12 protein-coding genes are annotated in these 13,315 nt (G+C 61.3%); 5 read left to right on the top strand and 7 right to left on the bottom strand.

The annotated features are described in order from the left end of the window. Positions 1-252: 252 nt before the first annotated feature. Positions 253-1,239, bottom strand: a complete 987-nt coding sequence (locus Q1V60_RS03455) for a phosphate ABC transporter substrate-binding protein PstS (protein WP_043048135.1) — start codon at positions 1,237-1,239, stop codon at positions 253-255. 325 nt (positions 1,240-1,564) lie between these two features. Beyond that, a complete protein-coding gene (locus Q1V60_RS03450) occupies positions 1,565-2,854 on the bottom strand; it encodes an MFS transporter (protein WP_300627436.1) in 1,290 nt (429 codons plus the stop codon). Positions 2,855-3,259: 405 nt separating this feature from the next. On the opposite strand from Q1V60_RS03450, the gene Q1V60_RS03445 reads away from it, so the two are divergent. Both Q1V60_RS03445 and Q1V60_RS03440 read left to right on the top strand, forming a co-directional pair. Continuing rightward, positions 3,260-3,664, top strand: coding sequence for an acyl-CoA thioesterase (locus Q1V60_RS03445; protein ID WP_003176975.1), 405 nt, complete (start codon positions 3,260-3,262; stop codon positions 3,662-3,664). A gap of 58 nt (positions 3,665-3,722) precedes the next feature. After that, a complete protein-coding gene (locus Q1V60_RS03440) occupies positions 3,723-4,622 on the top strand; it encodes a D-hexose-6-phosphate mutarotase (RefSeq protein WP_300627434.1) in 900 nt (299 codons plus the stop codon). A gap of 116 nt (positions 4,623-4,738) precedes the next feature. Here the strand turns inward: Q1V60_RS03440 and Q1V60_RS03435 are convergent, their stop codons facing one another. The 5 genes from Q1V60_RS03435 to Q1V60_RS03415 all read right to left on the bottom strand — a co-directional run bounded on the left by Q1V60_RS03435 (position 4,739) and on the right by Q1V60_RS03415 (position 8,471). After that, on the bottom strand, positions 4,739-5,275 hold the full coding sequence (locus Q1V60_RS03435; RefSeq protein ID WP_300627432.1) for a DUF3299 domain-containing protein: 537 nt from the start codon (positions 5,273-5,275) through the stop codon (positions 4,739-4,741). A 77-nt stretch (positions 5,276-5,352) separates the two neighbouring features. Then, positions 5,353-5,598 carry a GlsB/YeaQ/YmgE family stress response membrane protein gene (locus Q1V60_RS03430; RefSeq protein WP_057006311.1) on the bottom strand — a complete coding sequence of 82 codons (246 nt, stop codon included), beginning with the start codon at positions 5,596-5,598 and terminating at the stop codon, positions 5,353-5,355. Between the two features lie 106 nt (positions 5,599-5,704). Beyond that, on the bottom strand, positions 5,705-6,790 hold the full coding sequence (locus Q1V60_RS03425) for a 5-(carboxyamino)imidazole ribonucleotide synthase (protein WP_300627428.1): 1,086 nt from the start codon (positions 6,788-6,790) through the stop codon (positions 5,705-5,707). 11 nt (positions 6,791-6,801) lie between these two features. Next, entirely contained in the window at positions 6,802-7,293 is a 492-nt protein-coding gene (gene purE / locus Q1V60_RS03420) for a 5-(carboxyamino)imidazole ribonucleotide mutase (RefSeq protein ID WP_300627426.1), read from the bottom strand. Between the two features lie 254 nt (positions 7,294-7,547). Next, positions 7,548-8,471, bottom strand: a complete 924-nt coding sequence (locus Q1V60_RS03415) for a LysR substrate-binding domain-containing protein (RefSeq protein WP_300627424.1) — start codon at positions 8,469-8,471, stop codon at positions 7,548-7,550. A gap of 182 nt (positions 8,472-8,653) precedes the next feature. Between Q1V60_RS03415 and aspA the strand changes: the two genes are divergently transcribed. The 3 genes from aspA to Q1V60_RS03400 all read left to right on the top strand — a co-directional run bounded on the left by aspA (position 8,654) and on the right by Q1V60_RS03400 (position 13,221). Continuing rightward, the gene (gene aspA / locus Q1V60_RS03410) at positions 8,654-10,078 is read left to right on the top strand and encodes an aspartate ammonia-lyase (RefSeq protein ID WP_300627422.1); all 1,425 of its coding nucleotides are present in this window, start codon (positions 8,654-8,656) and stop codon (positions 10,076-10,078) included. 649 nt (positions 10,079-10,727) lie between these two features. After that, positions 10,728-12,173 (top strand): alanine/glycine:cation symporter family protein, encoded by a 1,446-nt coding sequence (locus tag Q1V60_RS03405; protein ID WP_300627420.1) that lies wholly within the window; start codon positions 10,728-10,730, stop codon positions 12,171-12,173. Positions 12,174-12,249: 76 nt separating this feature from the next. Then, a complete protein-coding gene (locus Q1V60_RS03400; RefSeq protein ID WP_300627419.1) occupies positions 12,250-13,221 on the top strand; it encodes an asparaginase in 972 nt (323 codons plus the stop codon). The last annotated feature ends 94 nt before the right edge of the window (positions 13,222-13,315 follow it).

Here is a 13,315-nt window from a genome sequence, read left to right as displayed (position 1 = left end):
TTGGCCAGATCATTCATGCGCACACCCTAGCGATCCTGTATGACAGAAAGATGACAGTGCAGTGACGCAAGAAATCCGCCGCGCGGCAATGCCGGCAGCAAACGAAAAATGAGCGGTGCAGCCTGGCTTTATGGGGGAGCGGGCTTGCTCGCAAAGGCGGTGTGTCAGTCGCCAGGTGTGTTGAAGACACACCGCCTTCGCGAGCAAGCCCGCTCCCACAGGGGGCCAGGTCTTACATCGGGTATTACAGGCTTAGTTGCCTTCTTTCAAACCCAGGTCAGCCAGGGCCTTGGCGGCAACTTTGGCTGGCAGGGGGATGTAGCCGTCCTTGACCACAACTTCCTGGCCCTGCTTGGACAGCACCAGTTTCACGAACTCAGCTTCCAGCGGAGCCAAAGGCTTGTTCGGCGCTTTGTTGACATACACGTAGAGGAAACGCGACAGCGGATACTTGCCGTTCAGGGCGTTTTCTTCAGAGTCTTCGATAAACTCAGTGGTGCCCTTCTTGGCCAATGGCACGGTCTTCACGCTGGCGGTCTTGTAGCCGATGCCCGAGTAACCGATGCCGTTCAGCGAAGAGCTGATCGACTGCACGACCGAAGCCGAGCCAGGCTGTTCGTTCACGTTAGGCTTGTAGTCGCCTTTGCACAGGGCTTCTTCCTTGAAGTAGCCGTAGGTGCCGGATACCGAGTTACGGCCGAACAATTGAACCGGCTTGTTGGCAAGGTCGCCGGTCACGCCCAGGTCGCCCCAGGTTTTCACGTCAGCTTTGGCACCGCACAGACGCGTCGAGGAGAAGATCGCGTCGACCTGTTCCATGGTCAGGTGCTGGATCGGGTTGTCCTTGTGCACGAATACGGCCAGGGCATCCACGGCAACCGGGATAGCCGTTGGCTTGTAGCCGTACTTCTGCTCGAAGGCCGCCAGTTCGGTGTCCTTCATCTTGCGGCTCATCGGGCCCAGGTTGGAGGTGCCTTCAGTCAGCGCAGGTGGCGCAGTGGCGGAGCCGGCGGCTTGAATCTGGATGTTGACGTTCGGGTATTCCTTTTTGTAACCCTCGGCCCACAGGGTCATCAGGTTGGCCAGGGTATCGGAACCGACGCTGGACAAGTTGCCCGACACACCAGTGGTCTTCACGTAAGCCGGGATTGCCGGGTCAACACCAGCGGCCACCGCGTTGGCGGTCGCAACGCCAGCAGCGACAAAAGTCATTGCCGCCATCAAACGTTTCAGTTTCATGCCTTGCTCCTAGCAGATAGGGATAATTGGATCGGGGCCAAGTATCGGGAGGCCGTGTGAACACTCTATGTCTGGAATGTGACAATTAGATGAAAGGCCAGCATTGGCGGCGAGGACGTATGCGCGCAGAAAGGCTTGGAAACATGGGGTAATGCGCTGGAATACGGTCACTTAGAAAAACGCTCAATGAGCGCCTTCATTGTGGCGAGGGAGCTTGCTCCCGCTGGGCTGCGCAGCAGTTCCCATCTTCAGGGCCGCTTCGCGCGGGAGAGCCAGCCCGGCCCGGCGGGAGCGAGCTCCCTCGCCACAGGCGATCGGGGTTGGTTTAACGACCGCGTTTGCACAGGTAACCGCCGACCAGAATCCCCATCACGCACAGGGCAGCAACGTAGTACGCCGGCCCCATCGGGCTTTCCTTCATCAGCAGCGATACCGCCAGCGGCGTCAGCCCGCCGAACACGGCGTAGGCCACGTTGTAGGAAAACGACAAGCCACTGAAGCGCACTACCGGCGGGAATGCCTTGACCATCACGTAAGGCACTACACCGATGGTGCCTACAAACAGGCCGGTCAAGGCGTACAGCGGGAACAGCCAGTCCGGATGGGCCATCAGGCTGTGATACAGCGTCCAGGACGTGGCCAGCAGTAATGCGCAACCGATCATCAGGACCCGGCCGGCACCGAAGCGGTCAGCCAGTGCGCCGGACGCGATGCAGCCCAGGCTCAGGGTGACGATGGCCAGGCTGTTGGCCTGCAACGCAACCGTGGGGCTGAAGTGGTAGACGGTCTGCAGCACGGTCGGGGTCATCAGGATGACCACCACGACACCGGCCGACAGCAGCCAGGTCAGCAGCATCGACAACACGATGGCGCCACGGTGATCGCGCAGCACCGCGCGCAACGGCAGCTCGGCGGCGAGGGTCTTGCGTTGCTGCATTTCGGCAAAGATCGGCGTTTCATGCAGCCAGCGGCGCAAGTACACAGACAGCAGACCGAACACGCCGCCGAGCAGGAACGGAATACGCCAGGCGAAATCCGAGACCTGCTCCGGGCTGTAGAGCGTGTTGATCGCCGTGGCCACCAGCGAGCCCAGCAAAATGCCGGCGGTGAGGCCGCTGGTCAAGGTGCCGCAGGCGTAGCCGATATGGCGTGGCGGCACGTGTTCGGAGACGAATACCCAGGCGCCGGGCACTTCACCGCCAATCGCCGCGCCCTGGATGATGCGCATCAGCAGCAACAGAAGCGGCGCCCACAGGCCGATCTGCGCGTAAGTCGGCAGCAGGCCCATGATCAAGGTGGGCACGGCCATCATGAAGATGCTCAGGGTGAACATTTTCTTGCGGCCCAGCAGGTCGCCGAAGTGCGCCATGATGATGCCGCCCAGAGGCCGCGCGAGGTAGCCCGCGGCGAAGATGCCGAAGGTTTGCATCATGCGCAGCCATTCGGGCATGTCGACAGGGAAGAACAGTTTCCCGACCACGGTGGCGAAAAATACAAAAATGATGAAGTCGTAGAACTCCAGCGCCCCGCCCAAGGCAGACAGCGACAGGGTTTTGTAGTCGTTGCGGGTCAGCGGGCGCGACGGTTGCGCGCTGCTTGCGGGCACGGAGGACATGGCAAGGCTTCTCTTATAGTAATCAACGTAAAGGACTGCACGCCCGTGACTTGCGGCGGGTTTGGCAAGATAGCAAATCGCCTGAAAAAGCACAGCGCTATGAAAACAGTTGCGCGCAAAAGCCCCGATACAGCCGCTATTTACCGACCAAATGAACCTCAGGTGGTCGTCGTCGCGCCAGCGTCTCGATATACTCGCCCGTGCAAGCGCAGGAACCCCAGTCTTGACGGGCTGCTGTGCCAAAACGTTGTTGGGCGCCATCCAGCCGATTTGGCAGAGTTTCCCTTTAGTTCGGCTTACGAGAAACGCTTCGAGCGGTGTATGTTGGTGCTGAAACGTTTTTCCAGAAGACGGCTATCCATTTGAAATACCCATGAAGCGTCACGGGTCAGAGGCACCCTCGGCATGATCGAACTCGAACAAGAAGATCCTATCCCGCAAGGCGATCTCGCCCTGCAAATCACTGCGCTTCCGCGTGAAACCAACGGTTTTGGCGATATCTTCGGTGGCTGGCTGGTCGCGCAGATGGACTTGGCCGGCACGGCAATGGCCAGCAAGGTCGCCGGCGGGCGCGTCGCAACCGTCGCCATTGATCGCATGGCATTTCTGGTACCGGTCGCGGTGGGCGCACAGTTGTCCTTTTATACCCAGGCCCTGGAAATCGGCCGCAGTTCGATCCAGATGATGGTCGAAGTGTGGAGCGACGACCCGCTGTCCAGTGAATGGCGCAAGGTCACCGAGGCGGTATTTGTGTTCGTCGCCATTGATGGCAGCGGCCGCACGCGCTCGGTTCCATCGCGCGCGCGTTAAACCTCACCGGGTTTTGACGGTCAATTGCCCCATTGCCTGCCATCGAGAGTGCTTTTTTATGCCGACGCCCCACCTTGAAACCGTGAAAATCGACGAGCTGGATTGTTGGCGCATCCGCCACAACGGCGCCGAATTGAGGGTGGCCCAACAGGGCGCGCATATCTTCAGTTACCAGCGCGACGGCGAGCAGCCGCTGATCTGGCCGAACCCTGAAGCGGTGTTCAAAAAAGGCAAAGGCATCCGTACCGGCGTACCGGTGTGCTGGCCGTGGTTTGGCGTATTCGACCGCAACCCGCAAAGCGTGAAGGCGATGCGCCAGAGCGATCAGCCGGCCGGCGCCCACGGTTTTGTGCGTACGGCCATCTGGGAATTGGCTGGGACTGAATTTGAAGGCGAGGCCTTGCGTGTCGATCTGGTATTGCCGGTGCCCGTAGGCGGCTTCCCTGGCTGGCCCCATCAGGTCGATTTGAAGCTGAGCCTGCTGCTGGACGACCAGCTGCATATCCGCCTGACCAGCCATAACCGTGGCACCGACACCGTGACGCTCAGCCAGGCACTGCACACCTACTTCGCCGTCAGCGATGTACGCAACGTGCAGGTTGAAGGCCTGGACGGCTCGGCGTATATCGATACCGCCGACGGCTGGGCCGAGAAGACGCAATCGGGCCTTGTGCACTTCAGTGCCGAGACGGACCGCATCTACCTGGACACCCCTGCTCAACTGAGCATTGTCGATAAAGACTGGCAGCGCCGCGTCCAACTCACCAGCCAGGGTTCGAACTCGACGGTGGTCTGGAACCCCTGGACCGAACGCGCCAAGGCCTTCGATGACATGGCCGACGATGGCTGGCAGGGGATGTTGTGCATCGAGACGGCGAATGTGCTGGATGACGTGGTAAGCCTGGCACCCGGTGAAAGCCATACCTTGGGTGTGAGCATCACCGCTATCCCCTTGTAACCCGATCAAAATGTACGAACGGGCCTGCTCGCGAATGCCCTCGGTCAGTAACCGATCAGGTAACTGAACCACCGCCTTCGCGAGCAAGCCCGCTCCCACATTGGGTTCTGCGTAGCTTAGAGGTCGGATTCCTTTACGACCCTCACCTTCCCCGCATCCAATGCATACGCCGCATCGGCCAAGTCGTTGTTCACCTTCTCGACCTTGAGCGTGCCGGTGACCCACAGCGGCGTGTAGATATCATCCAGCTTCAGTCCCTTGGGATAGCGCACCAGCACCAGTTGGTTAGGTGGCGGTGGCGGCACATGGATGCAGGCGCCGGGGTATGGCACCAGGAAAAACAGCGTGCTGCGACCTTTGGCGTCGGTTTCCAACGGCACCGGGTAGCCGCCGATACGGATGTTCCTGCCGTTCATGGCAGGCACGGTCTTGGTCGAATACATCACCGCCGGCAAGCCTTTGCTCTGCTTCAGGCCACCCTTGTCGGTAAAGGTGCCTTGGGCTTCGGGCGAGTTGTGATCGATTTCGGGCATCGCTTCGAGGGCTTTCTGATCCGACAGCGGCATCAGGTCAAGCCAGTCGGTTTCCGGCAGTTCGCCAGCGTGGGCCAGGCCTGAGCCCAGCAAAAGGAGAGTCAATAAAAGACGGCGCATGCAGAGGCTCGGCAAGTTCAGGTGGCGAGCATTCTAGCCCTCTGCGCCTGCGCAGCGCAGAGGACTTTGTCGGCTGATTACTTTCTTTTGATCAAGCCGTAGATCACCAGCAGCACGATCGCGCCGACCAGCGCACCGATGAAGCCTGCGCCTTGACCGGCCTGGTAGATCCCCAGGGCCTGGCCACCGTAGGTTGCGGCCAGGGAGCCGGCGATACCCAGCAGGATGGTCATGATCCAGCCCATGCTGTCGTCGCCAGGCTTGAGGAAACGCGCGAGCAGACCGACGATCAAGCCGATGAAGATGGTTCCGATGATACCCATGGCATTTCCCTCTAATTGAATGTGAGTCATGGCAAAGCCTAGTCAGGCTTTGCCATCCTGCAATCAGAGAGATGTCGGCGACCAATGGTTCCCGTCGATCCGAGGCTTATTGCTCGGCGAGTAACGCCTCGACCTTGAGGATCTGTGCCTGCAGGGTCGCACGGTCCTTGCAGCGCAGGTTGGCGTGACCCACCTTGCGCCCCGCCTTGAAGGCCTTGCCGTAGTGATGCACATGGCAATCGTCGATCGCCATTACCCGCTCAACCGGCGGCACTGCGCCGATGAAGTTGAGCATGGCGCTCTCGCCAACCTTGGCCGTGGAGCCCAACGGCAAGCCCGCTACCGCCCGCAGGTGGTTTTCGAACTGGCTGCATTCGGCGCCTTCGGTGGTCCAGTGTCCGGAGTTATGCACGCGCGGGGCGATTTCGTTGGCCTTGAGGCCGCCATCGACTTCAAAGAACTCGAACGCCATCACGCCGACGTAATCCAGCTGTTTGAGCACGCGGCTGGAATAGTCTTCGGCCAGCACCTGCAGCGGGTGGTCAGTACTGGCCACGGAGAGCTTGAGGATGCCGTTGACGTGAGTGTTGTGCACCAACGGGTAGAAACGGGTTTCGCCATCACGGGCACGCACCGCGATCAACGAGACTTCGCCGGTGAACGGTACAAAGCCTTCGAGCAGGCAGGCAACGCTACCCAGCTCGGCAAAAGTGCCCACCACATCGGCAGCGGTGCGCAACACTTTCTGGCCCTTGCCGTCATACCCCAGGGTGCGGGTTTTCAGCACCGCCGGCAGGCCGATACTGGCGACTGCGGCGTCCAGGTCTGCCTGGGACTGGATATCGGCGAAGGCCGGGGTCGGAATGCCCAGGTCCTTGAACATGCTCTTCTCGAACCAGCGGTCGCGAGCGATGCGCAAGGCTTCGGCGCTCGGGTAGACCGGTACGAACTGCGACAGGAAAGCCACGGTTTCAGCCGGGACGCTTTCGAATTCGAAAGTCACCAGGTCAACTTCGTCGGCCAATTGACGCAGGTGGTCCAGGTCACTGTAGTCCGCGCGCAAGTGTTCACCCAAGGCGGCCGCGCAAGCGTCCGGCGCCGGGTCCAGGAAAGCGAAATTCATCCCCAGCGGGGTGCCCGCCAGAGCCAGCATGCGGCCCAACTGGCCGCCACCGATTACACCGATTTTCATCGTCAACAACCTCAGGCGATACGTGGGTCTGGATTGTCCAGCACGCTGTCTGTCTGCTCAGCACGGAATTTTTTCAGCACCGCATGAAACTGCGGGTGCTTGGCGCCCAGGATACTGGCGGACAACAATGCGGCGTTGATCGCGCCGGCCTTGCCGATCGCCAGGGTCGCCACCGGGATGCCGGCCGGCATTTGCACGATGGACAACAGCGAATCCACGCCCGAGAGCATCGACGACTGCACCGGTACGCCCAGCACGGGCAGGTGAGTCTTGGCTGCACACATGCCTGGCAAGTGCGCCGCACCGCCGGCACCGGCGATGATCACCTCGATGCCACGGGTTTCTGCCTCATCGGCATACTGGAACAGCAAGTCCGGGGTGCGGTGGGCGGAGACCACCTTCACTTCGTACGGAATGCCGAGTTTTTCCAGCATATCGGCGGTGTGGCTAAGGGTGGACCAATCGGACTTGGAGCCCATGATCACGCCAACCAATGCACTCATCGTCGTGCCTCTTCTCTCTGGGCGCCCGCAGGCGCGTCAAAAAACAACAAGCCACGCGGGAAATCCGGCGTGGCTTGGTGTACGAAATCAGGCCGATTGGACCGGCCGAAGGCCGCGCAGTATACCGTAATAATTCAGATAAACAGCCCCTGGGATGACCATCTGTCTACCCAGTCAAAGCGGCGGTTTTATTGACTTACAAGTCAGCGAAAACACCACAAAATCTGTGGGAGCAGGCTTGCCAGCATCCACATTTAAGCGCGTTCAGCCGGCGGGTTTTGCGCCGCGCCGCCTTCCAGCTTACGCCACAACAATCGCACGTTCGCCTTGCGCACCAAAGCACACCGATACAACCGAATCTCCAGCGGCACATGCCATTGCGCACCACCACACACCACTAATTCGCCCCGAGCCAGTTCGGCACGCACACTCAATTGCGGCACCCAGGCGATGCCCAGCCCTTCCAGCGCCATGCTCTTGAGGCTGTCAGCCATGGCGGTTTCATAAATGGTGGTAAAGCGCAGGGCGCGCTGGCGCAGGAGTAAATTCACCGAGCGGCCGAGGAACGCCCCGGCACTGTAAGCCAGCAACGGCACGCTGCCCTCGCCTTCCAGATCGAACAATGGTTTGCCGTCGGCATCGGCGGCGCACACCGGGAGCATTTCGGTGTTGCCCAGGTGCAGCGAGGGGAAGATCTCGGCGTCCATCTGCATCGCGGCGTCGGGGTCGTAGAACGCCAGCATCAGGTCGCAGCCGCCTTCGCGCAGGGCGTGAACGGCATCGCCCACGTTGGTGGCGACCAGCCGCGTGGCGATGTTCAGGCCCTCATTGCGCAACTGCGCGATCCAACGCGGGAAGAAACCCAGCGCCAGGGAGTGGGCGGCCGCCACTTGCATGACCTCGCCCTGACCGCCTTCGAGGTGATGCAAATGGCGCAGCACTTCACCGAGTTGTTCGACCACCGTGCGTGCAGTGACCAGGAACAACTGCCCCGCCGCCGTCAGCTCCACGGGCGTGCGTGAGCGATTGACCAGCGTCAGCCCCAACGCCGCTTCCAGGCTGCGAATACGTCGGCTGAATGCCGGCTGGGTGACAAAGCGCCGCTCCGCCGCCTGGGAAAAGCTGCGCGTCGCCGCCAAGGCGCTGAAGTCTTCCAGCCATTTGCTTTCAAGGTTCATCACTGCCTCCCACGGGAATGCACCATTTTGGCACACACGCCCGTCATGGTAACTGGGTCACACCCACATTATGCCGTTTGTGCATAGGCCAGCGGTTAACAGCATTGGCCCAAAAACTTCTACAAGCCTAGCATTCGCAGCGTTCCGGCCAGTTCCGGGTCCTTATCGAGATGATTTCCGTCATGTCCTCCGCTGCATCATTCCGCACAGAAAAAGACCTGCTTGGCGTACTCGAAGTACCCGCTCAAGCGTATTACGGCATCCAGACCCTGCGAGCCGTGAATAACTTCCGCCTCTCGGGCGTTCCGATTTCGCATTACCCGAAATTGGTGGTCGGCCTGGCAATGGTCAAGCAAGCCGCCGCTGACGCCAACCGCGAGTTGGGCCAGCTCAGCGATGCCAAGCACGCTGCCATCAGCGAAGCCTGTGCCCGCCTGATCCGCGGCGATTTCCACGAAGAGTTCGTGGTGGACATGATTCAAGGCGGCGCCGGCACTTCAACCAACATGAATGCCAACGAAGTCATCGCCAACATCGCGTTGGAGGCCATGGGCCACAACAAGGGCGAATACCAATACCTGCACCCCAACAACGACGTGAACATGGCGCAGTCGACCAACGACGCCTACCCGACCGCGATCCGCCTGGGTCTGCTGCTGGGCCATGACGCGCTGCTGGCCAGCCTCGACAGCCTGATCCAGGCGTTTGCCGCCAAAGGTGTTGAGTTCGGCCATGTGCTGAAAATGGGCCGCACCCAACTGCAAGACGCCGTGCCGATGACCCTCGGCCAGGAATTCCGCGCCTTCGCCACCACCCTCGGTGAAGACCTGGCCCGCCTGAAAACCCTGGCGCCGGAGCTGTTGACCGAAGTGAACCTGGGCGGCACCGCCATCGGTACCGGCATCAACGCCGACCCGCGCTACCAGGCCCTGGCCGTACAACGCCTGGCCACCATCAGCGGCCAGCCGCTGGTACCGGCGGCCGACCTGATCGAAGCCACCTCCGACATGGGCGCGTTCGTGCTGTTCTCCGGCATGCTCAAGCGTACCGCGGTAAAACTGTCGAAGATCTGCAACGACCTGCGCCTGCTGTCCAGCGGCCCACGCACCGGCATCAACGAGATCAACCTGCCGGCTCGCCAGCCAGGCAGCTCGATCATGCCCGGCAAGGTCAACCCGGTGATCCCGGAAGCCGTGAACCAAGTGGCGTTCCAAGTCATCGGTAACGACCTGGCCCTGACCATGGCGGCCGAAGGCGGCCAACTGCAGCTGAACGTGATGGAGCCACTGATCGCCTTCAAGATCTTCGACTCGATCCGCCTGCTGCAACGTGCCATGGACATGCTGCGCGAGCATTGCATCGTCGGCATCACCGCCAACGAAGCGCGCTGCCGCGAACTGGTGGAGCACTCCATCGGCCTGGTGACCGCGCTGAACCCGTACATCGGCTATGAAAACGCCACCCGCATCGCGCGCATCGCCCTTGAGAGCGGCCGCGGCGTGCTGGAACTGGTGCGTGAAGAAGGCTTGCTCGACGACGCCATGCTCGACGACATCCTGCGCCCCGAAAACATGATCGCTCCACGCTTGGTCCCACTGAAGGCCTAAGCGTTTGTTGCACCGCTCACCAGGCTGAGGGACTAGACACCTCTCACCTTTTGAGGGCTTGAAGGCTCGTTCTTCAGGCCCTTTTTTTTGCTTGAAACACGCTCGACCGAACACCGCAATCCTCTGTGGGAGCCGGGCTTGCCGCGATGAAGGTGGGCAAGCCGACATCACTATTGCCTGCCCTACCGTCATCGCGGGCAAGCCCTAATGCCAGTCAGTTAAGACAGAACCGGTCCCTGTGGCGACGGAGCTTGCTCCCGCTGGACTGCGTAGCAGTCCCATTTTTGGGGCCGCTTCGCGCCCCAACGGGAGCAAGCTCCCTCGCCACAGGTCGCAGGTTTTTCTGCTTTAGCGCTTAACTGACCGGCATTAGGGCAAGCCCGACTCCCACAGTCAACGGGTGTAGCCATAAGGACTTTGGTGAAACCTTTAATCAGCCCGAGCAGACGGATCACTCTCTGCTAGGTATAGTGCCGCCCCTCTTCGCGTCTGCGGCCGTCGGTAACGGGGCCCGGGTACAACGCGAAACCGCATGAATAACAACACCCGCAAAAGGATTGGGGTCGAACTGTCGCGCACTGCCTGGTGCGATGCGACGGCGTCGAACCGTCCTGCGTTTGCCATTAGAAAAATCAGCGAGGAACACTCCATGCTCGAAGTCATCAACGACTTCCTCTCAGGGAAAGTACTGATCGTGCTCATTGTCGGGCTCGGCGGTTATTTCACGATCCGCTCGCGTTTCGTTCAATTGCGTCACTTTTTCCATATGTTCTCGGTGTTTAAAGACAGCCTGAAGAGCAGCGCCGGTCAACTCAGTTCGTTCCAGGCGCTGATGCTCAGCCTGGCGGGCCGCGTCGGTGCCGGTAACATCGCAGGCGTCGGCATTGCCGTGACCCTGGGCGGCCCGGGTGCCGTGTTCTGGATGTGGGTCACCGCGCTGGTGGGCATGTCGTCGAGCTTTATCGAGTGCTCCCTCGGCCAGCTGTACAAGCGCACCGATGCCGAAGGCGCCTACCGTGGCGGCCCGGCTTATTACATCCAGCACGGCCTGCACAAGCGCTGGCTGGGCATGGTGATGGCGTTCCTGTTGCTGGTGACCTTCGGCTTTGCCTTCAACGGCCTGCAAGCCCACGCCGTGACGCACTCGCTCAATAACGCCTTCGGCCTGGACACCACCTACACCGGCCTTGCGCTGGCGGTGTTGCTGGGCCTGGTGTTCATCGGCGGGATCAAGCGTATCGCCTCGATCGCCGACCTGCTGGTGCCGGTCAAGACCCTGGTCTACATCGCGGTGACCCTGTACGTGATCGTGCTGCAATTCGACCAGGTCCCGGCCATGCTCGCGACCATCGTCAAGAGCGCGTTCGGCCTCGACCAGGCCTTCGGCGGCCTGGTGGGCAGCGCAATCATCATGGGCGTGAAACGCGGCGTGTTCGCCAACGAAGCCGGTTTGGGCAGTGCGCCTAACGTGGCAGCCGTGGCGTCGGTCGAGCACCCGATCGCTCAGGGCGTGGTCCAGGCCTTCAGCGTGTTCCTCGACACCTTTGTGATCTGCACCTGCACCGCCTTGTTGATCCTGCTGTCCGGCTTCTACACCCCAGGCTTTGAAGGCGACGGCATTGCCCTGACCCAGAACTCCCTGGCGGCGGTGGTCGGCGACTGGGGCCGCATGTTTATCTCGGTGGCCCTGGCGTTGTTCGTGTTCACTTCGATCATGTACAACTACTACCTGGGCGAGAGCAACCTGCGCTTTTTGGTCGGCAACAACCGCAAGGTGCTGATGGGCTATCGCGCTCTGGTGCTGGTGCTGATTTTCTGGGGTTCCATCGAGAACCTGAGCACGGTGTTCGCCTTCGCCGACATCACCATGACCATGCTGGCGTTCGTCAACCTGTTCGCCCTGGCCTTCCTGTTCAAGATCGCCATGCGCATCCTCAACGATTACGACAACCAGCGCGCAGCGGGCATCAAGACCCCCGTGTTCGACTCCAGCCAGTTCCCTGACCTGGACCTGGACCGCAAGGCCTGGCCGGCCAACCCGGTGAAAACCGAAGCGGCCCCGGCGGCGGAACTGAGCGCTCAAGCGCAACGTTAATCACCGCTAGATGACACGCCGCCCGGCCTTGGGCATGCTCTGGGCCCGGCGGCGTTTTTCGTTCAGGAGATTTTTCATGCAATCAGCCCACAACGTCATGGTGCTCTACACCGGCGGCACCATCGGCATGCAGGCCAGCGCCAACGGCCTGGCCCCGGCTTCCGGTTTCGAAGCGCGTATGCGCGAACAGCTTGCCAACCTGCCGGTGCCCGCGTGGCGCTTTCGGGAAATGTCGCCGCTGATCGACAGCGCCAACATGAACCCCGCCTACTGGCAGCGCCTGCGCACCGCGGTGGTTGAGGCCGTGGACGACGGCTGCGACGCCGTATTGGTCCTGCACGGCACCGATACCCTGGCCTACAGCGCGGCGGCCATGAGCTTCCAACTGCTGGGCTTGCCGGCGCCGGTGGTGTTCACCGGCTCCATGCTACCGGCCGGCGTGCCGGACAGCGACGCCTGGGAAAACGTCAGCGGCGCCTTGGCGGCACTGGGCGAAGGCCTGGCAGCAGGCGTGCACCTGTACTTCCACGGCGTGCTGATGGCCCCGACCCGTTGCGCAAAGATTCGCAGTACCGGGCGCAACCCGTTTGCGGCCTTGCGACGCCAGGATGACTTCGCCCCCGCCGAGTCCCTGCCGGCGGCATTGGATTACCGCACGCCCAAAGCCTTGGCGAACGTCGGCGTACTGCCGTTGGTCCCCGGCTTCGGTGCGGCGCAGTTGGACGCAATGATCGGCAGCGGCATTCAGGCCTTGGTGCTGGAGTGCTTCGGCAACGGCACCGGGCCGAGCGACAATCCTGAGTTCCTTGCAAGCCTACGGCGTGCGCGGGATCAGGGGGTGGTGGTGGTGGCCATCACTCAATGTCATGAGGGCGGCGTGGAGCTGGACGTCTACGAAGCCGGCAGTCGCCTGCGCGAAGCGGGCGTGCTGTCGGGTGGCGGTATGACCCGCGAAGCAGCGTTCGGCAAGCTCCATGCCCTGATCGGTGCGGGCCTCGCCACTGATCAAGTCCGACGCCTGGTGGAGTTGAACCTGGGCACACAATGAAGGTGTAGATAAGTAGCCCCCACCCTGTCTTGCCCCTTTCTAGCATGGCTGCCCCGAGCGTAAACCTCGGCGTGTACCCATCAACCGGCAAGAC

This window comes from Pseudomonas sp. (assembly GCF_030147005.1).
Classification (GTDB): domain Bacteria; phylum Pseudomonadota; class Gammaproteobacteria; order Pseudomonadales; family Pseudomonadaceae; genus Aquipseudomonas.
The sequence above is the reverse complement of the archived record's forward strand: the minus strand, read 5'-3'. Positions and strand labels throughout refer to the sequence as shown.